General features: G+C 60.6%; 23 protein-coding genes and 1 tRNA gene. 12 read left to right on the top strand and 12 right to left on the bottom strand.

The window, feature by feature from the left end; all coding sequences use genetic code 11:
- Nucleotides 1-27 precede the first annotated feature (27 nt).
- Both IB235_RS19215 and IB235_RS19210 read right to left on the bottom strand, forming a co-directional pair.
- Nucleotides 28-1,227: an AI-2E family transporter gene (locus IB235_RS19215; RefSeq protein ID WP_225612485.1), complete on the bottom strand. Its 1,200-nt coding sequence runs from the start codon at nucleotides 1,225-1,227 to the stop codon at nucleotides 28-30.
- Nucleotides 1,228-1,342: 115 nt separating this feature from the next.
- On the bottom strand, nucleotides 1,343-2,590 hold the full coding sequence (locus IB235_RS19210; protein ID WP_155040628.1) for an Hsp70 family protein: 1,248 nt from the start codon (nucleotides 2,588-2,590) through the stop codon (nucleotides 1,343-1,345).
- 164 nt (nucleotides 2,591-2,754) lie between these two features.
- Between IB235_RS19210 and IB235_RS19205 the strand changes: the two genes are divergently transcribed.
- The 4 genes from IB235_RS19205 (at nucleotide 2,755) to IB235_RS19190 (ending at nucleotide 8,108) form a co-directional block, all read left to right on the top strand.
- Nucleotides 2,755-4,719 (top strand): bifunctional 2',3'-cyclic-nucleotide 2'-phosphodiesterase/3'-nucleotidase, encoded by a 1,965-nt coding sequence (locus IB235_RS19205; protein ID WP_192338084.1) that lies wholly within the window; start codon nucleotides 2,755-2,757, stop codon nucleotides 4,717-4,719.
- Between the two features lie 225 nt (nucleotides 4,720-4,944).
- On the top strand, nucleotides 4,945-6,243 hold the full coding sequence (locus tag IB235_RS19200) for an MFS transporter (protein WP_155040626.1): 1,299 nt from the start codon (nucleotides 4,945-4,947) through the stop codon (nucleotides 6,241-6,243).
- Nucleotides 6,244-6,332: 89 nt separating this feature from the next.
- Nucleotides 6,333-7,931 (top strand): GMC family oxidoreductase, encoded by a 1,599-nt coding sequence (locus IB235_RS19195; RefSeq protein WP_192338083.1) that lies wholly within the window; start codon nucleotides 6,333-6,335, stop codon nucleotides 7,929-7,931.
- Nucleotides 7,932-7,964: 33 nt separating this feature from the next.
- Nucleotides 7,965-8,108, top strand: coding sequence for a hypothetical protein (locus IB235_RS19190; RefSeq protein WP_192338082.1), 144 nt, complete (start codon nucleotides 7,965-7,967; stop codon nucleotides 8,106-8,108).
- A gap of 457 nt (nucleotides 8,109-8,565) precedes the next feature.
- On the opposite strand, the gene IB235_RS19185 is transcribed toward IB235_RS19190, so the two are convergent.
- Nucleotides 8,566-8,641 (bottom strand) — tRNA-Thr (locus IB235_RS19185).
- A gap of 521 nt (nucleotides 8,642-9,162) precedes the next feature.
- On the opposite strand from IB235_RS19185, the gene IB235_RS19180 reads away from it, so the two are divergent.
- Nucleotides 9,163-9,534: a hypothetical protein gene (locus IB235_RS19180; RefSeq protein ID WP_192338081.1), complete on the top strand. Its 372-nt coding sequence runs from the start codon at nucleotides 9,163-9,165 to the stop codon at nucleotides 9,532-9,534.
- A gap of 63 nt (nucleotides 9,535-9,597) precedes the next feature.
- On the opposite strand, the gene IB235_RS19175 is transcribed toward IB235_RS19180, so the two are convergent.
- The 7 genes from IB235_RS19175 to IB235_RS19145 all read right to left on the bottom strand — a co-directional run bounded on the left by IB235_RS19175 (nucleotide 9,598) and on the right by IB235_RS19145 (nucleotide 14,418).
- Nucleotides 9,598-11,142 carry a hypothetical protein gene (locus tag IB235_RS19175; protein WP_192338080.1) on the bottom strand — a complete coding sequence of 515 codons (1,545 nt, stop codon included), beginning with the start codon at nucleotides 11,140-11,142 and terminating at the stop codon, nucleotides 9,598-9,600.
- A gap of 62 nt (nucleotides 11,143-11,204) precedes the next feature.
- Nucleotides 11,205-12,236, bottom strand: coding sequence for a tyrosine-type recombinase/integrase (locus IB235_RS25915; protein ID WP_192338079.1), 1,032 nt, complete (start codon nucleotides 12,234-12,236; stop codon nucleotides 11,205-11,207).
- Complete coding sequence (locus IB235_RS19165) at nucleotides 12,233-12,433, bottom strand: hypothetical protein (protein WP_192338078.1); 201 nt, start codon at nucleotides 12,431-12,433, stop codon at nucleotides 12,233-12,235. Before IB235_RS19165 ends, IB235_RS25915 begins: the two co-directional genes overlap by 4 nt.
- Before the next feature lies 1 nt (nucleotide 12,434).
- Nucleotides 12,435-12,710: a DUF2312 domain-containing protein gene (locus IB235_RS19160; protein WP_192338165.1), complete on the bottom strand. Its 276-nt coding sequence runs from the start codon at nucleotides 12,708-12,710 to the stop codon at nucleotides 12,435-12,437.
- Nucleotides 12,711-12,814: 104 nt separating this feature from the next.
- Nucleotides 12,815-13,012, bottom strand: a complete 198-nt coding sequence (locus IB235_RS19155; protein WP_192338077.1) for a hypothetical protein — start codon at nucleotides 13,010-13,012, stop codon at nucleotides 12,815-12,817.
- Complete coding sequence (locus tag IB235_RS19150) at nucleotides 13,009-13,167, bottom strand: hypothetical protein (RefSeq protein WP_192338076.1); 159 nt, start codon at nucleotides 13,165-13,167, stop codon at nucleotides 13,009-13,011. The genes IB235_RS19155 and IB235_RS19150 overlap by 4 nt, the downstream gene beginning before the upstream one ends.
- 861 nt (nucleotides 13,168-14,028) lie before the next feature.
- Entirely contained in the window at nucleotides 14,029-14,418 is a 390-nt protein-coding gene (locus tag IB235_RS19145; RefSeq protein ID WP_192338075.1) for a helix-turn-helix domain-containing protein, read from the bottom strand.
- Between the two features lie 356 nt (nucleotides 14,419-14,774).
- Between IB235_RS19145 and IB235_RS19140 the strand changes: the two genes are divergently transcribed.
- From IB235_RS19140 to IB235_RS19110, 7 genes are all read left to right on the top strand, one after another.
- Complete coding sequence (locus IB235_RS19140; protein WP_192338074.1) at nucleotides 14,775-15,047, top strand: hypothetical protein; 273 nt, start codon at nucleotides 14,775-14,777, stop codon at nucleotides 15,045-15,047.
- A 371-nt stretch (nucleotides 15,048-15,418) separates the two neighbouring features.
- The gene (locus IB235_RS19135; RefSeq protein ID WP_192338073.1) at nucleotides 15,419-16,408 is read left to right on the top strand and encodes a helix-turn-helix domain-containing protein; all 990 of its coding nucleotides are present in this window, start codon (nucleotides 15,419-15,421) and stop codon (nucleotides 16,406-16,408) included.
- Nucleotides 16,405-16,662: a hypothetical protein gene (locus tag IB235_RS19130; RefSeq protein WP_192338072.1), complete on the top strand. Its 258-nt coding sequence runs from the start codon at nucleotides 16,405-16,407 to the stop codon at nucleotides 16,660-16,662. The genes IB235_RS19135 and IB235_RS19130 overlap by 4 nt, the downstream gene beginning before the upstream one ends.
- Nucleotides 16,655-17,122 carry a VRR-NUC domain-containing protein gene (locus tag IB235_RS19125; RefSeq protein ID WP_192338071.1) on the top strand — a complete coding sequence of 156 codons (468 nt, stop codon included), beginning with the start codon at nucleotides 16,655-16,657 and terminating at the stop codon, nucleotides 17,120-17,122. Before IB235_RS19130 ends, IB235_RS19125 begins: the two co-directional genes overlap by 8 nt.
- Nucleotides 17,112-17,585 carry a helix-turn-helix domain-containing protein gene (locus IB235_RS19120; protein ID WP_192338070.1) on the top strand — a complete coding sequence of 158 codons (474 nt, stop codon included), beginning with the start codon at nucleotides 17,112-17,114 and terminating at the stop codon, nucleotides 17,583-17,585. The genes IB235_RS19125 and IB235_RS19120 overlap by 11 nt, the downstream gene beginning before the upstream one ends.
- Nucleotides 17,582-17,965, top strand: coding sequence for a hypothetical protein (locus IB235_RS19115; RefSeq protein WP_192338069.1), 384 nt, complete (start codon nucleotides 17,582-17,584; stop codon nucleotides 17,963-17,965). The genes IB235_RS19120 and IB235_RS19115 overlap by 4 nt, the downstream gene beginning before the upstream one ends.
- Nucleotides 17,966-18,741: 776 nt before the next feature.
- A complete protein-coding gene (locus IB235_RS19110; protein WP_192338068.1) occupies nucleotides 18,742-20,445 on the top strand; it encodes a Hint domain-containing protein in 1,704 nt (567 codons plus the stop codon).
- A gap of 409 nt (nucleotides 20,446-20,854) precedes the next feature.
- On the opposite strand, the gene IB235_RS19105 is transcribed toward IB235_RS19110, so the two are convergent.
- Both IB235_RS19105 and IB235_RS19100 read right to left on the bottom strand, forming a co-directional pair.
- A complete protein-coding gene (locus IB235_RS19105) occupies nucleotides 20,855-21,412 on the bottom strand; it encodes an AAA family ATPase (protein ID WP_192338067.1) in 558 nt (185 codons plus the stop codon).
- On the bottom strand, nucleotides 21,409-22,153 hold a 745-nt coding region (locus tag IB235_RS19100), incomplete at its 5' end, for a hypothetical protein (RefSeq protein ID WP_225612484.1). The genes IB235_RS19105 and IB235_RS19100, both read right to left, overlap by 4 nt.

The raw sequence follows: 22,153 nt of genomic DNA, 5'->3' as shown, positions 1-22,153 counted from the left end.
ACCAAAAAGCGGGCAGGTGGTCCGGCGTTATTCGGGCCGGGTGGGTTCCTGTCGGATCAGGTCGGGCGCGGGGGGCAGGCTGGCCAGCCGGACCTCATCCTCGGAAATCTCGCGTTGCCATTCGCGCCAGATCGAGACCAGCAGCGCCATCAGAACCGGGCCGACGAACAGTCCGACGATGCCCAGCGTCTTCACGCCGCCGATCAGGCCAAAGAAGGTCGGAAGGAAGGGCAGCTTGACCGGGCCGCCGACCAGCATCGGGCGGATGGTCTTGTCGACCACGAACAGCTCACAGGTGCCCCAGATGAACAGCGCGATGCCGGCAAAGGGTGAGCCGCTGGCAACCATGTAGACCGAGACCAGCGTGAAGCACAGCGGCGCGCCGCCGGGGATCAGCGCCATGAAGCCGGTGATGACGCCGAATGTCACCGGCGAGGGCACGCCCGCGATCCAATAGGCGATGCCCAGAATGACGCCCTCGCCAATGGCGATCAGGGTCATGCCGGTCACGGTGGAGCTGATTGTGGCGGGGACGACGCGGGACAGGCGGTCCCAGCGGTCGGGCAGGATACGGGCTCCGACGCGGTCCAGTTGCGCCACCATCCGGTCGCCGTCGCGATACAGCACGAACAGCGTGATCAGCATGAACAGCAGCGTCAGCGCCAGATGAAAGGCCAGCGAGCCCGCCGTCAGCGCGCCGCGATAGATCGTCCCGATGTTCGATCCGGAAATCGCCTGCACGATCTCACTGATGCCGCCGGGATGGCCGATATAGGTGCGCCATTGCTCATCCAGCCATGTGCCGACCTGAGGCAGGTCGACCATCCATGCCGGTGTTGGCGCGCCCGAGGCATTCACGAAGATAGCCCAGTTGATCCATTCCCGCAGCTCGCGGAAGGCGTAGACCAGCGCCATGGCGATCGGGATGACAAGGAAGCAGACAAGGATCAGCACCATCCCCGTTGCGGTCAGCGTCCGGCCAAGGCCCAGCTGATGCACGCCGCGTTCGCGCAAGGGCCAGCTGGCCAGCGCGATCACAGCTGCCGCCAGAACCGGGACCAGAAAGCCATGAAAGAAATAGACCGAGGCCAGCACGATCCCCAAAAGCAGCCAGCGTGCCGCTGAAATATTGGTCAGAAGCGGCTGGCGATGCGGGCGCAGGCCCGTCGCGCGGACCGCTGCGGCGGCCTTGCTGGTCTTGCGGTCGGTTGCCTCGGCTGTGCTCATCATTCTCGTCCGGTATGCGCGGGCTCACATCATAACAGATCGCCCGGCGCTGCAAGCAGGGAATGCCCACTGCCGGATCACCATTTCCGTCAAATGCGTGGTGCTGACGCGGTTGTCAGGCGGGCCGCGCCGTTGCCAGCGCCAACCCGTCCACGACGGCGGTGAAGGCCTCGGATCGTTCCAGCCCGGCCTGTGGGCACAGATCCTGCGCGGCGCGGCTGACCAGTTCCATCAGGCTGGAGCCGCCGACCAGCACGACGCTTTCGATCTGATCCGGGGTGACTCCGGCCATGTCCAGCGTCTCGCGCGCGGCTTGGGTCAGGTCGTCGCGATATTGCGCCAAGGCGTCGTGCAATGACGTCGGGGTGACGGCGCGGGTCAGGCCCGGTTCAATGAAGCCCATGCGGATGCCGGCATCATTGCTGCCGCCATTCGCGGCGATCTTGCCGCGTTCAACGGCGAAGGCCAGTTCATGGCCCAGTTCCTCGTCCAGCACGGTGACCAGCCGCGACATGGCGGCGCGGTCCACCGCCAGTTTCGCCATGTTCTGCGCCATGCGTCGGGTCTCGGGCGTGTAAAGAAAGGGGATGCGCGCCCAAGTTGCCAGTTCCGAATAGACGGCGTTCGGGACCGGCAGCAGGCCTTCGCCCATCTCGCGGCGAAGTTCGCTGCCATGACCAAGGGCGGGCATGGCATGGGTCATCGACACGGCATGGTCGAAATCGGTGCCGCCCAGACGGATGCCGTGATTGGCAAGGATGCGGGCGCCGGTCGCCTCGCTGCGATAGACCGAGAAGTCCGAGGTGCCGCCGCCGATATCGACGATCAGCCCCAGCCCGCCAGCCCGGCCCAGCCCATGCGAGGCCAGCGCGGCCGCCTCGGGTTCGACCAGAAAGGACACCTCATCGAAACCCGCGGCGTGATAGCAGGCACGCAGATCGTCCTCGGCCTGCGCGTCGCGTTCGGGGGCGTTGCTGTGGAAATGGACGGGGCGACCCGACAGGGCACGGGTGAAGCGCTGGCCGGTTGCGGTCTCGGCGCGGGATTTCACCTCGCGCAGGAAATCGGCGACAATATCCGCGATCGAACGGCGTTTGCCGCCGATCAGCCGGGTCTCATGGACCAGCGAGGTGCCCAGCACGCTTTTCAGCGCCCGCATGTAGCGGCCGTCATCGCCTTCGATCAGCGCCTCGGCTGCGGCGGCGCCGATCCGCATCGACCCGCCCCGCGTGGGAAAGAAGACGGCGGTGGGCAGGGTGTCCGCGCCATGCTCGATCGGGATGCGGCGCACCTGGCCGTCCTGCAGGATCGCCGCCGCGCTGTTCGACGTGCCGAAATCGATGGCAAGGATATCGTCAGCCATGTCCTGTCCCTTTTCCGCGAAGAGCCGAGGCTGATAGCGGCAAAGCGCCGATCGCACAAGCGGATGATGGGCAAGCTCGCGTCATGCGTGTTTGTCATTTGACCTTGGGGGGCAGATGGGCAAGCCTCCGCGCCGACCGCTGACCCATTCGCAGGAGAGATGCCTTGTCCCTGTCCCGTCGCCGCTTCCTTGCCAGCACCGCCGCCGCGGCGGGTGTGGCCGTCCTGCATCCTTATGCCGCGCGGGCGCAGGGGGGGCAGGCGCATCTGCGCATCCTGTCCACGACCGACCTGCATTGCCACATCTATCCCTATGACTATTACGCCGACAAACCGAATGACACGGTCGGCCTGTCGCGCACCGCCAGCCTGATCGAGGCCATCCGGGCCGAGGCCGGAAACTCGATCCTTGTCGACAATGGCGATTACCTGCAGGGCAATCCGCTGGGCGATTACATGGCCTACAAGAAGGGCATGAAGGATGGCGACACACATCCGGTCATTGCGGCGATGAACACGCTGGAATTCGACGCCGGAACCGTGGGCAACCACGAGTTCAACTATGGCATGGAGTTCCTTGAACATGCGACGAAAACCACGACGCGGCCGATCACCTGCGCGAATTTCGCCCGCAAGCTGGGCACCAAGCCCGAGGATGACGTGCTGGTGTTTCAGCCCTTCACCATCCTTGAGCGTCAGTTGAAGGACGGGGCCGGGCGCGAGCATCCGATCCGCATCGGTCTGATCGGCTTCGTGCCGCCCCAGATCATGCAATGGGATGCCGGACATCTGGCGGGCAAATATGAGACTCGCGACATTCTCGAGGCCGCTCGCGCATGGGTTCCGGAACTGCGGCAGGGGGCGGATATCGTCATTGCGCTGGCCCATTCCGGCCTGTCCACCGATCCCGCCACGCCGGGGATGGAGAACGCCTCCTATCACTTGGCCGATATCGAGGGGATCGACGCCATCGTCATGGGTCATGCCCACGGCGTCTGGCCGTCGAAGGATTACGAAGGCGAGGGGCTGGACCCGGCGACCGGGCGGATCAAGGGTGTGCCTGCGGTCATGGCGGGGTTCTGGGGCTCGCATATGGGGCTGATCGATCTGGCGCTGGAGCATGACGGCAGGGGGTGGAAGGTTGTCGACGGCATGTCCGAGGCGCGGCCGATCTATCACCGGACCGAGGATCGCAAGACCGAGGCACTGGTGGGCGATTATGCCCCGGCTCTGGCTGCCGCCAAGCTAGGGCACGAGGCGACGCTGGAATACGTCCGGGCCGAGGTCGGCCAGACCGATGCGCCCCTATACAGCTATTTCGCGCAGGTGGCGGATGATCCGTCCGTGCAGATCGTGTCGCTGGCCCAGACCTGGTATGCGCGGCAATTGCTGAAGGGCACCCCGCATGAGGGGCTGCCGCTGCTATCCGCCGCAGCACCCTTCAAGGCGGGCGGGCGGGGTGGCCCGGATTACTATACCGACGTGCCCAAAGGCCCGGTGGCGATCAAGAATGTCGCGGACCTGTATCTGTATCCCAATACGCTGCAGGTGGTGAAGGTGACGGGTGCGCAGTTGAAGGACTGGATTGAGCGTTCCGCCGGGCAGTTCAACCAGATCGCGCCGGGGGCCAAGGACGTGGCCCTGCTGAACCCCGATTTCCGTTCCTACAATTTCGACGTGATCGACGGGGTGACCTATCATATCGACCTGTCGCAACCGTCGAAATTCGGCGTCGAAAAGGGTGAGGTGGTGAACGCGGACGCCAATCGCATCAGTGACCTGAAGTTTGACGGGAAAGCGGTTGATCCCGCGCAGGAATTCCTGATCGCGACCAATAATTACCGCGCCTCGGGTGGTGGTGAGTTTCCGGGGGCGGATGGCTCGACCGTGATCCTTGCCGCGCCGGATACCAATCGCGACGTGCTGGTGCGCTATATCGTCGAGCAGGGCACGATCTCGCCCTCGGCCGATGCGAACTGGCGCTTTGCCCCGGTCGAGGGGGCCACGGCGGTATTCGAGACCGGCCCCAAGGCGCGCGATTATCTGGACCGCATGCGTGAGCGCGGGCTGAAGCTTGAGGAAGCCGGTGAGGGCGAAGGCGGCTTCCTGCGTCTTCGGCTGACGCTTTAGGCGCTGGGCGGGGCGACCCGCCCATTTTCCGCTTGCGGGCGGTAAAAATATGGAATAATTGCTGACCTATATGGCGGTGAGCTAATTCCATTGCGCAAACCTGCCATGCAAACGCAATTTTTCGAACGGTGCGGTGTTTCAATCGCGCCGAGGGTCGGTTATGCGCGCCCGGTGCGCATCGTCCGCGATGACCGCACCACCCCTCGAAAATGCGGACAAGAATGAATGACTGACCAATCCATTGGCTCGCCCGCTGCGGCGCGCAGCAAGACGCCTGTCAATTCGCCGGCGCAGGTCCTGCTTGCCAGCCTGATCGGCACGACCATCGAATTCTTCGATTTCTACGTCTATGCCACCGCTGCCGTGCTGGTTTTCCCGGCGCTGTTCTTCCCGGCCAGCGATCCGACCACGGCGCTACTGGCATCCTTTGCGACCTTCTCGATCGCTTTCTTTGCCCGGCCCTTTGGCGCGATCGTCTTTGGCCATTTCGGCGACCGCATCGGGCGCAAGGCGACGCTGGTCGCGGCGCTGCTGACGATGGGCGTCTCGACCGTGGTGATTGGCCTGCTGCCGACCTATGCGCAGATCGGCGTCGCCGCACCGGCGCTGCTGGCGCTGTGCCGCTTTGGTCAGGGCTTTGGTCTGGGCGGCGAATGGGGCGGCGCGGTGCTGCTTGCGACCGAGAACGCGCCCGAGGGCAAGCGCAGCTGGTACGGGATCTTCCCGCAGCTGGGCGCGCCGGTCGGCCTGTTCCTGTCTTCGGGCTTCTTCTGGGTGCTGCTGCATTTCATGTCGCAGGAAGACCTGCTGGCATGGGGCTGGCGTTTGCCCTTCCTGGCCTCGATCGTGCTGATCGCGCTGGGTCTGTGGGTGCGTCTGTCGATCACCGAGACCCCGGAATTCTCGGATGCGGTCAAGCGTGACAAGCGTGTCTCGGTTCCCGTGGTCGAGCTGTTCCGCAACCACAAGCGCAGCCTGTTCCTGGGCACCTTCGTCGCGCTGGTCACGTTCGTGCTGTTCTACATCTGCTCGGCTTGGCTGCTGTCCTATAACGTCAAAGTCCGTCAGGTTCCCTTCCTTGATGCGCTGCTGTTGCAGATCTATGGCTCGGTCATCTTCGGGATCGCGATTCCGATCGCAGGCAAGATTGCTGACCGCACGGGTCGCCGTCCGTTCCTGATGGTGGTGACGGTGCTGATCGGGGCTTTCTCGTTCTTCCTGGCGCCGCTGATGAGCGGAAGCGAAGCCGCGCTTTACGCCTTTGTCACCCTGGGCATGTTCCTGATGGGCCTGACCTATGGCGTGATCGGGGCGGCGCTGGCTGCACCTTTCCCGACGCAGGTGCGCTATACCGGGTCGTCGATCACCTTCAACTTCGCGGGCATCTTTGGCGCCTCGCTGGCCCCCTATGCCGCGACCTGGCTGCAAAAGACCTATGGCCTGACCCATGTCGGCTACTACATGCTGGCGGCCGCGGTGGTTACGCTTCTGTGCCTGATCGCCTCGGGCAAGGACGAAGTCTGAACCACTTGACTGTGTGAAACTTTGCGGCCCCGGACCTTGCGCCGGGGCCGCTTCGCTTTCATCCTGACGCCAAAAGGGCGGGGGCAGGGATGGACAGCTACGATTACATCATCATCGGCGCGGGCAGCGCCGGCTGCGTTCTGGCCAATCGCCTGTCCGCCGATCCCCGTACCCGCGTCCTGCTGCTGGAGGCGGGCGGCCGCGACAATTACCACTGGATCCATATCCCGGTCGGCTATCTTTACTGCATCGGCAATCCCCGCACCGATTGGGGCTTTCGCACCGAACCCGAACCGGGTCTGAACGGGCGATCGCTGCTTTATCCGCGCGGCCGGGTGCTGGGAGGCTGCTCCTCGATCAACGGCATGATCTATATGCGCGGGCAGGCGCGGGATTATGACCAATGGCGGCAGATGGGTTGCACCGGCTGGGGTTGGGACGACGTGCTGCCGCTGTTCAAGGCGCAAGAGGATTCCCATCGCGGCGCCAGCGATCTGCATGGCACAGGCGGAGAATGGCGGGTGGAAAAGGCCCGCGTCCGCTGGGCGGTGCTGGACGCCTTTCTGGACGCCGCCGAACAGGCAGGCATCCCCCGTGTCGAGGACTTCAACACCGGCAATAATGAAGGCGGCGGCTATTTCGACGTGAACCAGCGCGCGGGCATCCGCTGGAACAGCTCCAAGGCGTTTCTGCGTCCGGTACAGAACCGTCCGAACCTGCGCATTCTGACCGGTGCGCAAGCCGAGCGCCTGATCGTCGAGGAAGGCGAGGTCCGTGGCGTCGTCTTTCGCCACCTCGACCAGTTGCAAGAGGCCCGCGCCACGCGGGAAACGGTGCTGTCGGCCGGGGCCATCGGGTCGCCGCAATTGCTGGAACTGTCAGGGATTGGAAACCCCGAGGTGTTGCGCGCGGCGGGTATTCCGGTGCGGCATGCGGTGCATGAGGTCGGTGAGAACTTGCAGGATCATCTGCAATTGCGAATGGTCTACAAGGTCAGCGGCGTGCCGACGCTGAATGAGCGCGCCTCGACCCTGCGCGGCAAGGCGGCGATTGCGCTGGAATATGCCTGGCGGCGATCTGGTCCGATGTCGATGGCGCCCAGTCAGGTCGGGATATTCACCCGCTCGGGACCCGAGAAGGAAACCCCCGATCTGGAATACCACGTCCAGCCGGTCAGTCTGGACAAGTTCGGTGATCCGCTGCATGCGTTTCCCGCGATGACGGCCTCGGTCTGCAACCTGAGGCCCGAAAGCCGAGGCTCGGTCCATGTCACCGGCCCCGATCCGCGCGCCCATCCCGCGATCCGCCCGAACTATCTGGCAACCGAGGCCGACCGCGAGGTTGCCGTTCGCGCGATCCGCCTGACCCGGTACATTGTCGCGCAGCCCAGCTTCGCGCGCCTGAACCCGCAGGAGTTCCGCCCCGGCCCGGCCTTTGACAGCCCCGAGGAGCTGGTCAGCGCCGCCGCCGAGATCGGCACGACCATCTTTCACCCGGTCGGAACCTGCCGCATGGGTGCGGATCTGGATGCGGTCGTTGATCCCCGACTGCGGTTCCGTGGCTTGGGGCGGTTGCGGATCGCTGATGCCTCGGTGATGCCGTCGATCACCAGCGGCAATACCAATTCACCCACGCTGATGATTGCGGAAAAGGCCGCGCGCATGATGCTTGAGGACGCGGCGGGGTAGGTTGCATGGCACGCGATGGTCTGGTGCCATGCGATGCGAAGCTTACTTGGCCAGAAGCTTGTTCTTGACCAGACCGACGACGACCTGCAGGACCAGCCCGCCGACACCGCCGCCGACAAGCTGACTGGCCAGCGCGCCGATATCAAGTCCGCCAGCCGCCGCTGCCGTAGCCCCTGAGCCCAGCAGCGAGCCCAGAATATTGCCGCCGCCGATGCCGCCAAGCGCGCCCGCGACAAGGTTGCCAAGTGGCCCAAGATCCGAGCCCTTGACGATCTTCGATCCGGCCGTGCCGCCCCGCCGAGTATCTGCGCGATGATTGAGGCTATATCCATCGTTCTGTCCCTTATTCCATAAGATGAGAGATTCGTGTGATATTCCCGTGCGCAGAGGCTAAATCCTAATTCGGTTTTATTATACAAAAATCGCTTGGACAGGTCCTGGTGGGGCGCAGTGCAGCGCCAGTGCGTGACGGTGCAATGCGTATCCGATGCAGTTGGATGTGACTTTGCGAACCGGCACGGACGGGCTTCCCCGGCCTATCCCCTGATTCATTTGGGTGCGCGTGAAATCACTCAGCGGACGACATCAGGTTAGTCGTGTAACCGGATCATAACTTGGATAAAAATCTGAGATATGGTGCCGGTTGCAGGAATCGAACCCGCGACCTTCTGATTACAAATCAGCTGCTCTACCAGCTGAGCTAAACCGGCCCGGCGCTAGATTTAGACCGTCGGCGCCCCGCCTGCAAGCGTATAATATCCTGATTTTTCAGAGCAATCGCGACCTTGACGAAGATGTGCATGGGGACGCCTAGTTGGTCGGAGAGGGACTGCAGACTGTTGGTTGCTCTGACGGTTCCCAAAACGGTTCCCACGTTCCCGTTATGTTTGCGTTTTGTCCCAATGGTTAACGGACAGGTGCGCGGCACTGGTTGTGGACGTCAGTTTGTCTGATGACGTCACATCAGGATGGCAAGCCCAAGACGGATTAAATTGGATCCTTTGGGGACTCCTGCCTAGGTTTTTCTCCTAAGCGTGCGGCCCAGAATTAATGCGAATGGGAGTAATTATGGCGACGACCGTGAGTGGTGCGCCACTGATGTTTTAGCGTATGGGCGGGTGGTTTATAATTCTGAATGGGTGGAATGCGCTGATCTGTAATGCGCAATGAGAATGCCTTGCTCGAATCTCTGATGTCTGAAACGGTAAGGCAAGTTCTTCAGGAGGTTCGAATGAAGCGGATGACAGGAGTCCTGGCGCTGACCGTACTGGTCGGAGCCTGTGCAAGTAGCGACACTGGTGGAACTAGCGCGATTGATGATGCCCAACCATTGACTGCGCGCATGACCGTCGTGCCGGAGAATGGTGCCCACACAATCACCATGACTTCGCGGGCTGGTTACACCTGTACGGCCGTTTTCGACCAGAAGGCCTACATGGCATCCAAGCAGCCGAGCATGCAGGTTCCCGTCAATTGTGACAATGGCGACAGTGGAACCGCGACCTACACCAACCTCAATTACCGTCAGCAGGCATTTACGCCGGGCCAAACCCAAATATCCTACGAGTTGGTAAGCGGCAAGAAGGGCATGATCGCGCTCTGATCTTAGTAGAATGTGCAACTTGTGGGGAGCGCTGAAGAGGCGCTCCCGTAGCACTTTTCGCTGTCACGATATGCTTTTGTTACGCACCGCATACCCGCAAGCCTTCACCAGCGCCGAGACCAGCTTGGCCTTGCGCTCGTCCGCCTTAAACGCGCTGCGCCCGTGGTGCGTCGCCAGCCTCGTGAATTCGGCCTTGTCGGCATACTTTGGAAGCGGGTTCAACAGGCTGTGCTCGACGAGGTAGCTGCTCATCACCAGCGACATAATCGCTTCCATCCGTGCGAAATCCGCCCGCTCGGCAAACGGGACGGTCGAAAACACCCGCTTGCCCCAAGGGGCGGCTCCTGCAAGCACCTGCGACGCCTCGGGCGAGCGTTCCTGATCCAGCTTGAGGCCTAGCCAGAACCGAGTTTCGGCAAGGTCGAGTAACCCCGACCAGGAAAAGCTCCCGGCCGAGGCGAGGGCCATGCTCCATTTGGTCAGGGCGTCGAGCTCGACCGGCCAATCTGCGTCGATTGACTGTGCGTCGTTCTCTACAGCACTCCAGACCTTTGCCAACAGCGCTCCGGAGCGCTTGCGGAACCCGTGAACGTCGCTCGGAGGGCGAACCCGGCTCAGCTTCCTGGTCGCGGCGGTCTTGAGCCAAGCGTGGAGATGACCCTTCTCGGTGAGTTCCGCCAGGATTGGCGATAGCCCGGAAAAGTTGAAATTGAGCGTTACGGCCTCTAGCGCAACACCGTTCGGAGTTGCGGCGATTGCACGACGCAGGTCGAAGGCGGTGCGGACCGCAAACAGTGAAGCGTGAATCTCGGTACAGGCATAGTAGCCTTGCGAGGGGATCTCGATCCGGCTGCCTGCCACTCCGCCTCGAAAGGCATCTTCGACGTCGCGCAGGAGCTCAAGCGCCTCGCCCTTGCGCTCCTGCATTAGGGAAAGCGCGGCGAGCAGGATCTCGCCGCGGGCATAGTTAGGGGTACGCAGTCTGCCGACATCGCGATGTTCCAGCGCCGCGCTGAGCGCCTCCTGCGAAAGGTCAGGGTCGTGCAGCAGGATCCCCAGATAGCCCAACATGGTGCCGACAGAGCTGCGCCAGCGGATGCCATCTTCGTCCGTAGGTGTCTCGCGGATTATCGCAAGGCCCGCATTGCGCGCTTCAGCGATGTCGGTGTCGTCCAGATCGAATGCCTCAAGGATGCGATATCCCAGAACACAGGCCGCCGCTGCCTGCAGGGGATAGTTGTCCGAATGCCTGCGAATTGCGCGGCGACAACAGAAGCGAGCCGCCTCGTCATGTAACTGGCGGCTCGCCGGTCCCTGCACTCGGTCACTGAACTCAGCCTTACTGCGGATGTCGACAAGGGTTAGCGCATCTTGTTGGGGGAGCCGGACCGTGGCCGCAGAGGAGACGAGCTCGATCTCGTGGGGAAGCGAGTCCGCGTCGTAAAGGGGGGCGTAGTCGATGGAAACAATAGCCCGGTGTCCATCGGAGACTGGGGGCGAGGAGAATGTCCGACCGGCGATACGGACGATCAGCCGGTCGCCGAGGCCGGCGTCGCAGCCGACAGTGAGGTGATTGCGGAAAAAGGTAATCTCGGTTCCGGGCGTCATTTGTCGTCTCTCGCTTCACTGGAGAGAACATCGGGCCAGCGCAAGGCAAGCGCAACCCATAGCTATCGTTCTTGTGCTCCTGGTCCGCTCCATGCCGAGCGGGACAGCTTCTTCCGACTTGCGCGTTTGCGATAGTAGGCCACGGTCTGCGGACTTTGGTTGGTGATCGCCTGGATCTGTGCATCGGTACATTCAGCCTCTGCCAAGCGGACGATGGCGAGCTTTCGCAGCCCATGCATTGAATAGGGTTTGGCGCGGTCGCCTAAGCTCTCACGCCAAGCCCGGAACTGCTTTTCAACGCTGTCATAGCGCATGGGCTGAGTCAGGTTGCGCGCAAGGACGTGCGCGCCTCCAACGGGCAGCGTGTCCAGATAACGGCGCAGCACGACAGGGCAAAAGATCTCATAGGTTTCGTCGCCCTTTTCATCGGTGACGGTCATCCATTCGCCGTTAAACTGGTCGCGACGCATGGCGATGGCCGCCGCCGGCCGCTGGCCTGTCCCGAGGATCAACTCTGCCGCGCTTCGGACGACCAGTGGCGCATCGTTCAGGGCTTTGACCATCCAGTCAGGCCACGGTTCATATTCACGCTGCTTGCCGTATAGATCCAAGCCCTCTGCCGGGTTGTCGATCGTCCAGTCCATTTGCTTCCGGGCAAAGTTGGTCAGAATCGAGACGATCTGCACCAGCATGTCAGCCTTGCGAGGTGTGCTGGCATATTTCATGTGCAACTCGCGAAGCTTCTGCCGCGAAAGTGTCGTCACCGATTTGTCGGCATTGGTTTCCAGGATCCACTCGATCGTGTCGGAGTAGGATTTTTGTGTCCGGGGGGCGAGTTTCTTGAACTTGGCGCTGCCTCTATAGGCAGTGACCAGCTGCCGCCATGTCTGTCTCGCCGGGGCCTTCACCTGGTCGCTTTGACCGGATCTGATCGACCAATAAGCGCGATCGAACTCAGCGCTGTCGGGATCATTTGGCAAGGCAATGAAGCGTTCGCGGCGTTTCCCGGCTTCGGCCCAAGTCAGCCGGAAGTACCAGCGGGTCTTATCACCCTTTGTTTTGGCTGTGATGTAAGGCTTACGCTCCTTTCTCACAGGTCGAACTCCTCGGAGGGCCTCATCTTTGTACCGCGCATGATCGCCTGCAGTTCGGCGACGTCCCACCGATCATGCAGAACCGGCGGGGGGAGGGCACCAGATTTGACCAGCGTGACGAACTCGCCCCGGGTCATGTCGAGGAGCTTTGCCGCCGTAGTTTCGCGGGCAAAAATGGGTTCCAATGCGCGGGACATGTCATACCATCCCTAGCGCAGCTTTGTACATTTCGAGGATCGCCTCTTCCTCGGCGATGTCATCCTGATCGCGCTTGCGCAGCGCGATGACCTTTTTCATAACCTTGGTGTCGTAGCCGCGAGCTTTGGCCTCGGCCATTACCTCCTTCTGGCGCTGGGCGACGTCTTTCTTATCGGCCTCCAGCTGCTCGAACTGTTCGATGAACTGGCGCAACTCACCCGCCGCGACGCCATAGACGTGCTGATTGTGTTTTCGGAAATCAGGGTCCTCCTTCATCGGTGGAGCCGCACGAACCTTGTCCAGCGCTTCTCGCATCGTGTCGAGATTCACGGGCCCAGTTTCGATGCCGCCGACATTCAGGCTGCTAGTGGTTTCCTTGGTCATGCTGCCACTTCCCGCGCGGCAAGGTGCTTGTCGATTTGTTCCTGCGCATCCTCCAGCGTCTCGGCCGAGCCGCAGGCGTCGGCTTCGCAATGGGTCCACACCCAAGGCGTGCATGGTACGTCGAAGCGGCGGATTTCAATGTCGCGGTAGACGACACCGGGACCGTGGCCAGCGTCTTGGCGGGTGATGGTCATGATGTGACCCTTTCATCCTCGATCCTTGCGAGCAGCGCGTCGATATCTTCCTTCAGCTCTTCGAGCCGTTCGCGGGTCACGTCCAAGGGGACGGTGGCGTCATCGAAAATCGCGGTGATCGCCCGCTTGGCGCGGGCCATGCCATCGTCGGTCATCATATTCTCCAAGGGTTGGCGCTTGGGATGGCCGCCCGCGCGGGGCGGCACACCAAAGCATCACGGCGCGGCGTCCGGCCCAGTCTTCCTACGCGGATTGGTGCGACGAAAAGGACCCGGCCAAAGGTGGCAGCCATCACAGTCGTTCGGAGATCGCTATCCAACCCGTATCGCGGACCTGAGCCGCAGTTGGGGCCAGAAGATCCAGTAGGGCACGGAAATCTATACGGCCGATTAGCCAGCCTAGCCCGAACCCTGCAGCGACGAGGGAGACTACCCCGATCCAAACGAAAACCCATGCCCAGGCGCTGGGCAGGGGGGCTTGTTCCTCTGGTGAGTTGACCTGACGGGCCTCGGGCACGCCGAGGATGCGTATAAGATCATCGCGACGACGCCGGTGAGCGCGCTGGTCGGCCTGTTCCGACCGGCTTTGTTTCAGGTGTGGGTAAGAGTTGTCCATCAGCGATGCCCCCATGAGCGGACTATACGACGGCGCATGCGCTGGGTCGTAGCAAAGTCTAGCAGCGCAATATCCCAAGCTTCCTGGCGGAAGACCCTGGGCATAGCGGCGGCGATGTTTGGATCAGAGATAACCTGACGCGCCTCAATAACGGCGCGCGCGGTGTGGGGTAGTGAATGGGTCTGCATGTTGAGCTCCATCCAAGGGTTGCGGATGGGTTAAACATGATGGAGAAAAATTCCACCGTCAAGATTATGATGGAGAAAAGTTCTATTGGCTTGACGCTAGGGCATCTTCGCCTTGCAACGCAGAATCGACCGGAGCATAGATATGGGATACAACGCACAAACTTTGCTTGTGCTGCTTTTAGCCAGAGTCACGGGTCTTCCGATTAGCAGCGTTTACGGTGCGCTACGAGCGTTCGCGAGGTGGGTGAGAACTTCAGGGCGAAGGTCTGATGGTAGGTCGGAGAGATCACCCCGGTAAATGAAGTCTAAGCCCACGCCATAAATTGCAGAGATCTTTTCGCCGATAGCGATATCTAGACCCATAGTTCCACGTTCAACTTTGGTTAACGAACTTCTGTCGAACTCGATGGAATCCGCAAATTCGGCCTTAGAGAGGCCTAACGCCTCTCTAACCGCACATACCCTGGGGCCGACTTTCGCGGGCGTGCTTTCTCTCTCGAGAAGCGCATTCAATAGCTTTGTTTTCATGTCGGCAGAATGCGCCCTGCGTGGTTTTTTACCATAGAAGTTATTTCTATCTTGATCGGTGGAGATAAGTTCCATTAACCGTTTCGGCATGTGCATCCTGATCTCCAATGTTCGTGGCCTCATTGCGCTCTGGCCGAGCCGCAAGGTGTTTGTCGAGGATCTGAAGGGACAGGGCTTCGAGATCGGGATTGCCCGCGTTCACAAGTGGGCTCAGCTCGGTTCGATACCCGCGAAGTACCATCAAGGCATTTTGATGGCCGGTCGCGTCAGGTCACTCCGCGTGACGGCGGATGTACTTGTGCAACTACACCACTCCCCAGACCGAGTGCCACTCGGGAGTGACCTCCAACTTAACCCAAAATCCGAGATCCATCATGTCCCAAGCTCACAGAACACCTGAATTTCGTCGAGCTTCACACTCCCCAGACCAAATGTCCCAAGAAAGGATTTTTGACCGCAGGCGATCGGCGTCGGTTGCGCGGCGTGGCCATGTCCATGCCATTGACCGTGATGCGTTCCTGCGCCGTTGGTCGCTGCTGATGATCGCCAGCTTCTCTACGCGCGAGGAGTGCGCGGTGTATTTCGACGTCACCTACCAGACGTCCTGCAATTGGTTCGACGGCTTGTGCCGCCCCTATGGCGATATTGTCGACCACGCAGTCGCGACGCTTCCGCGCTACGCCGAGATCATGCAGGGGCGCTGATGAAGATCGGGCTTTCAGGTTGCCCGGGGCGGGGATCGGGGAGGGGTAGCATGACCTGTCCTCACTGAACCCGTCACGATTCCGGCCGCCCTCGGCGCGATGACATAACCGGGATCGTGGAACCTGTGGCTGGCCCGGCCAAGAGCCGCATTAGCGGCAGGGCAAACCATTCATCGACGGTTCTGCTCCGTTCAGGTCGATGAGAAGGGCGCGGCGGTGCCTCCCCGAAGACGCCGCCGCGTCCACTAATTTCAACAGGTATCCGATCGTGACCGTACCAAAAGATTTTAGCGAGATGCCTGCCATGTCCGACAGGCGCTGGGCGCAGTCGCTCGCCGACCCCTTAAGAATCCGTCCATCGGTGATCAGCCATGAGCCATGACGCGACCAACTGGGCCATCAAGCAGCGCGGCCTCAAGCCGACCACCAAGCTGGTGCTATGGCATCTAGCCGACCGTCATAACCCCGACTACGGCTGCTTCCCCCGCCAAGACACTCTCTGCGACGATGTCGAGATCTCGCGCGCCTCGTTGAATAGCCACCTCGCTATCCTCGAGGACCTGAGGCTCATCCGGCGCATTTCGCGCATCGATCCCAAGACCAAGCGCCAAAAATCGACCCGATACATATTGGCCTGTGAGCCTGACTTCGCCCAAGGTGATGCTGATCCGTGTCCGGATTCTGGACACGGAACGGACGCGGAACATTTGGAGGGGAATGGCGAATACTCGGTCGACCCGTGTCCAAATTCTGGACATGGAGCCGTGTCCAGAAAATCGCCCGAGCCGTGTCCAGAAAATGGCAAAAGCCGTGTCCAGAATCTGGACACTAACCCTGTAAGGGAACCTTTAAGAGAACCAGTAAGGCGCGCAGCGGCGCACAAGGCGGGCAGGGGTGCAAATTCGGTTGATCGCCGATCACCTGAAAACCCGTTGCTCGGTGAGGCAGAACGGGTCGAGAGCTTCAATCAGTTCTGGGACATATTCCCGAACCCCGTCGAACGGGATGCTGCCCGCAAGGCCTTCGACGCCGTGCTTGCTGCTGGGGAGGCTGACGCAGAGCGCCTGACCGCCGCCGCTAGTGCATATGCCCAAAGCCCGCAGGTGGAATGCGGCTTTACCATGAAGCCCGCAAACTGGCTGGCCCGTGGCAGCTGGCGCGACCACGCCGGCGCCGAGGAATCCAAGCTGACCAGAGATGCGACCGCCGAACTCGACGCCGTGGCGCTGGGCTGGGTTAAACCGGTGAGGGAAGGGTGGAGCTACGCCGCCTCCGGCGTCCGCCCAAGCGTTGCCCGCCACATGTTGGCCCAGGGAATGGTCACCGAGGCCGAGCTGCGCCGCGCAGGGGTGAAGCTGTGAGCGCCCAAGAAGCTGCGCCCAGCGCAGAACGGGAAAAGACCTTCGGCAGCATCTCGGTTCGCGTGCTGGACGGTGGAGGCATAGAGATCATCAGGAAGGGCGCGCCTGGACGCGGCAAAACCCTCCGGCAGGTCATGTGGCACCCAGAGCAGATAGAGGCCGCATGGATTGCAGCATCGTCTCGCAAAGGCACAGACGCCCGCGATCAGTCATCCGCTTTGCGCTGGGCGCTGGATGAGATCGCCAATGCCTAAGCTGCTGCGCATCCGTCGTCCCACCAGTGGCAAGGCCCCGGGAATGCCCAGCGCCTCGGGAAAGCGCATCGATAGGGAAGGGCCGATACACAGGGAGATCCTTGATCACCTGAGGAGGCTATTCCCTACGGGCAAGGTGCATCACTCGCCCAACTCCATAGGGCTGAGTGGCAAGCAGATCATGTGCCAGATCGCTCATAACGAAAGCATGGGCACCATTAAGGGATGGCCGGATCTGCAAGTGCTTCTGCCTGGCCCCCTCACCTTGCTGTTCGAGGTGAAGGCACCCGCCAATTACCCGGATCCGGACCAGAAGGCGCTTCATCACGAACTGCGGGCGCTGGGCTGCCTTGTGGCAGTGGTCCGCTCTGTAGCCGATGTGGACGCCGCGCTGGCCGAATGGGGTGTCAGGCCCATCTACCAGACTAAAACAGAAGGGACAGTGCGCCATGAGAAATAGGCCGAGCGTCGATGATGTGCGCGAGATCGTCAGGGGCGTTTCTGTCGAGACGGGCGTTGAGGCGGATCTGATCTGCAGCAATGGCAGGGCACGGACCGTAGTGAATGCCCGCCGGCTGGCCATGCGACGGGCCAGACACGCCCGGGCGAGCTACCTCACGATCTCGGAGGCGCTGGGCGTGGCACATACAAGCGTCATCCGCACACTGGTGCGGAATGAGGAATTGGACGCCCGCGCGCCCATCGATGCCGAGACCAAGGCGAAATTTATGCCATTCATGCGCCTGGGCGGGCGCTGGTCACCCCTGACGATCGACGATTACGCTCGGCGCGCGACTATGGCGACCGCCGACGCACGGCGCGCCATAGCTGAATTGCTCAGGATCGGGATGGTGGTGTCCTGCGGGGACCGAGTGGTCGCGGTCTATGAACTCACCGACGCGGCGCGCGAGGTGCTGCAATGATCGCCCTGCTTCAATCCTTGCCGCCAAGTGCACAGGAGATCGCCGATGTGATCGGCCGGGAGCGCACGCTGTACCTGATCGGGCAGCTGCCACGCTCGGGCAGCCGCAAATGGCGCGTGAATCTCTATGTGCCAAAGCGGGTCAACCCGGATCATCCTCTGGTTCAAATGATCGGCTGGGACGATGCCAATCGGTTGGTGGATGAATTCGGCGGGATGATCCTTCAGCCAAGCAACTGCAACTTCCTGCACCGTGAGTTCAGAAACCGTGAGGTGCGACGGTTGCGAGACGAGGGGTGGTCGATCAGCGCGATTGCCGACGCGGTCGAGATATCGGCGCGGCAGGTGTTCTATCTGCTTGCAGACGCCAGCAGCGACTGACCTCTGGAGAGCACGGCAAGCCGAAAAAATGGCTCACAACTACAATTTCAATGACCCAGCCAGGCTTGATCGCTGGCAGAGGCTGAAGGGTATTCATCGGGGTTGATCGGCGCAGAATTTTGTCTCATGTTCCCGGATGAGTGCCCTGTGAGCGGGCTTCAAAGCCGACCGGGTCAGTGCTGCCGCGCTGCCCGGTCGGTACCTTTCAGGAACAGTTTAGCGGGGCGCGAGGTTCGACACCCGCCAACGACAGAACCGCACTGGGTCAGGCACGCGATTCGCCATCCTTTCCCCGTTTCGACTGGCACACGGGCGCATCGAGTCCGATGTATGGGCGTTTCCGCGGGACCATTTCGGCATTCATGCTGTGGCAGTTGGTCGCACCATGGTCAGCAGTTGGGCCGCGGCCAGAGCACGATCCCCCCTTGGAAGACGGCGATCCTCAAGCAGAAGGACTGATGACGAACAGGCAGGTGCCGATTTTTTGGCACGTCACAAAAGTTCTAAAATCACAGCTGCCTAATTTGGGTTGCGCTAATCGCGGGGCTGTGTTGGCCTTCCCCTCGTAGTCTCGTACTTAGTTGTAATTGTTCACCCATCAAGAAGATTCTTCGCTGCACCCCCAATCGTTGCCTGAGGCTTTTTTTGTTTTGGAATAGGTCATCGGCCGTCATCGGCTGCTTGATCTTCCGTAGCCTCGTTCCGATCCGGCGCTCAGATTTCAGAACGAACGGCCCGGTTCGCGAAAATGGCCACATGTATCTGGAGTTACAGGAATGGCTACCTTCACAGTATCCGCTGACTCGGTCGCGACCGGGACCATACAGCAGGAAAACGGCAATAACGTCGTATCCGCCGATACGCTTCCGATTGATGATTTCTTGGCAGGCCTAGGTTTGGATTCATCCAATGCGGTCCTAAATATCACTATCGACGACAGCAATATCGTAACGGACGAGGATCTTGACGGCGATGGCGTCAACGACGCTTACGTCGCAAGTGGTACTCCCGTTACGTACATGGAAATTGACGTGTACGGCGACGGTAGTCTCGTCTACACGCTCTCACCCCAGAACCCCAATCAGAATGAGTTGCATACCGACAATCAGGTCAGTGGCAACGTCAGCCAGTTCAATGGCTCGTTCTACATCCTCGATTCCGAAGGCAACCAGGTCGGAGAGATCGACGGCAACGTCTACCTGTCCAGCGATGGTGGATTTACGGCAGGCGAGAACAAGGTTGTCGATTCCCAGTCCAACGGCGGGTTCGTCGTCGATGACATGGCTGTCTGCTACCTTTACGGCACGCGTATCATGACTTCGCGCGGCGAAGTTCGAGTGGAAGATTTGCGTGAAGGCGATCTGGTGGTTTGCCGCTTTGGTGGTTTGCGGCCCGTCCGGTGGATTGGTCGGCAAGCACTCTCTGGCTTCCGAGCTCGTGGCCAGGAAGCCATCCGCTTTGCCCGCGGCTCAATCGCTGAGAATGTTCCGCGCGAACCCCTGTTGGTGTCGGCAGGTCACTCGATGCTGGTTGGTGAAATTCTGGTGCTCGCAGCCGACCTGGTGAATGGAATCACCATCACGCGCGAGAAGGCGCGGAAGAAATGGGACTATTACCAAATCGACCTTGGTGTTCATGACCTTGTCCTTGCCGAAGGCGCCTGGTCCGAAACCTTCGCCGACTGTGGAAGCTTCCGGGATCGGTTTGATAACGCCCATGAGTATCGCGCCCTCTTCCCCGATGAGGTTGCCCCCGCCGTTCCAGCTCTGTGCGCACCTCGTCCTACCGCCGGCGCTGACTATCTCGCCGCGCTCGAGCAGACGGCCCGGATCGCTCTCGGTGTGAAGCGGGTCTCGCCCTCAGGTCGTCTGGAAGGCACCATCGAAGGGCTCGCCGCACCTTCGCACGTGACTGGTTGGGCAATGGATGCTGCTAATCCGGGACAGCCGCTTGCGTTGGACCTGGTACTGGACGGGGAAGTGATCGGTACCACGATTGCCTGTCTGCCTCGTCGTGGTAAGGCCCGCAAAGGACACATGGGCTTTGTGTTCAGTAGTGACGCGGTCCTATCCATGGACGAGCTTCAACGGGTAGCAGTTCGGCGCGCCGAGGACGGCCAGATCCTCGCACCGGTACTTTGCGCTAACCCGGGCCCAATGCACGGCCACATCGATCGTATCGACGCGAACGGTAGGATCGAAGGTTGGGCGCGGGACAAGGTGCATCCCAATCACCCGGTGCTCTTGGAGGTGATGCTCGGCAGCGAAGTGCTGGGCATAGCGTTGGCCTGCCATCACCGTCCTGACCTTGCGAAGGTCGAGTTCGGAAACGTAGCGTTCTCCTTCCAAGCCGACCGAGCGTTGTCGATCGACGAGATGGCGCTCGTCCAGGTACGCCGGGTTGGGGATGCCGCCATCCTGCCTCGTAGTGGCTCGACCCGCCTGATCACCGCCCAGACGGCCGCCACGCAGGCGGCGTAACGTAACGAGGTAACTTCAAGTCGGGGCGCGGTGAATGCCGCGCCCCTACGCCTGAGCATTTTCCAAGCAGATACGCTCAACTTGCGTCTTCAGCCTGCTGATACATCCGAACTTAACCTACTGCACTAAATCGGCCTTACTCTTCTGGGAGCAGGCGAATAGCGAGCGAACCTTTATGCTAACTATACAGAGTGTCTGTTGAGCCCAGTGTTGACAGCAGTATTTGACGCGACGTCTCTAACTGTTCGCGAATGCAGCGAAAATGATCTGTTCATACCTGACAGTAGTAACCCGTCATCAGGCGCATGGTGCAGCCCAAAACAGACGAGCTAAAGTTGATCGCTGCCGTGCAAAGCTCGACCGCTAAGGGCCAAAACTGCAAATCCGTATGCTGAGTTGAAGGTCTCTGCTATTGATTGAGCTGTGGGCGGACGTAGCCCAGCATCTTGGCCAGGTGCATCACATCGCTATGCTCAACGATATGAAAGCTGCCGCCCAGAGTTGCTGAGATTTCTTTGGCATGTGCTCGCGACACATCCTGATGCTGCTTCAGGGTTTCGAGTTGATAGCTTGGACGGGCCCGCGTTAGATCCTTCGCTCTATTTCTGGCTATAAGCTCCTCGTCAGCCTCCAAATGCACGATGACCGTAACACCTAGCGCTTTGAAAACCTCGCTTGAAATCTTCGTCAGACCTTCTCCATCATCAATGACCATATGCCCGTCCATAATGATCAACTCTGCCTTCGGATTGCGCGCCAGCGCGAAACCATCGATCAGAAGGCGCTGGTTCTCGTCAATATCTGCATGGCGCATTGTATCACGCTCGTCGGGAGCTGCATTGCGAGCAGCCGCAATGAGACTGCCGCCGGTGACATGTTGAAATGGCAGCAAGTCAGCAAGCTTTCCCAGAAATGTCGTCTTCCCGACACCAGAAATTCCCGTAAATGCGATGACGCGTTGAATCATACCTCAAACTCCAAATTAGCCCGTTCGACAAGACGCTCTATCAGATTGTGAGATAGCTTATAGATCGACTGCTGGGGATGTCCGTTGATGACGCCCATAGTCCTCAATTCGTCAATTGAAACTGCAGGTTCGATATATGAGACGAGTAGATAATTGATTACCTTGACCGGACGCCCCGGTGCCGCTTGCCACCCTTCAAGCTGTTTTTCACTGTAAACTGACCGACCGCCGGTCATTTGCATAAGGTCTTTCGTGGAAATTGCCAGCGCGACGCTCTCAAGGACACCAAGCGCGGTGATTGCCTGGGACGGAGGATTTTTCGACGTGCTTTTATAGAAGAACAGCAGCGATCCTGCCGGCCCCAGTTTCGATTTAGCGCGACATAGATAGACCTTCCGGATCGTGTTGCCCGGTCTCGTGATCGCATCGGCGCGAGATGCTCCGCCGAAAAGATCCGGCTGGATCGGACGATAGAGGTCCGGGTAGAGCGTATCGTGATAGTCTTCTTGAATCGGGATACCGAAACCGAGCGTATCATCACTGAGCACAAAGCGCGGATAATGCTCGCGTGCTTGCTCGAAATCCGTTTTGTCACGTAGCGGCCCAAGCGCTTTGGAGGGCGCTGTTGTACAAATCAGTTGATGACCGCAGTTCCCCTTTCCCCGGACACACTTATCCCAATGCCACGGTGACCGGGATGCCGAGGGCCGTGAAGCGGTTGAGGACCGCCACCCGGATCTG

Origin of the sequence: Paracoccus sp. PAR01 (assembly GCF_014851995.1) — a bacterium.
Taxonomy (GTDB): domain Bacteria; phylum Pseudomonadota; class Alphaproteobacteria; order Rhodobacterales; family Rhodobacteraceae; genus Paracoccus; species Paracoccus litorisediminis.
The sequence above is the reverse complement of the archived record's forward strand: the minus strand, read 5'-3'. Positions and strand labels throughout refer to the sequence as shown.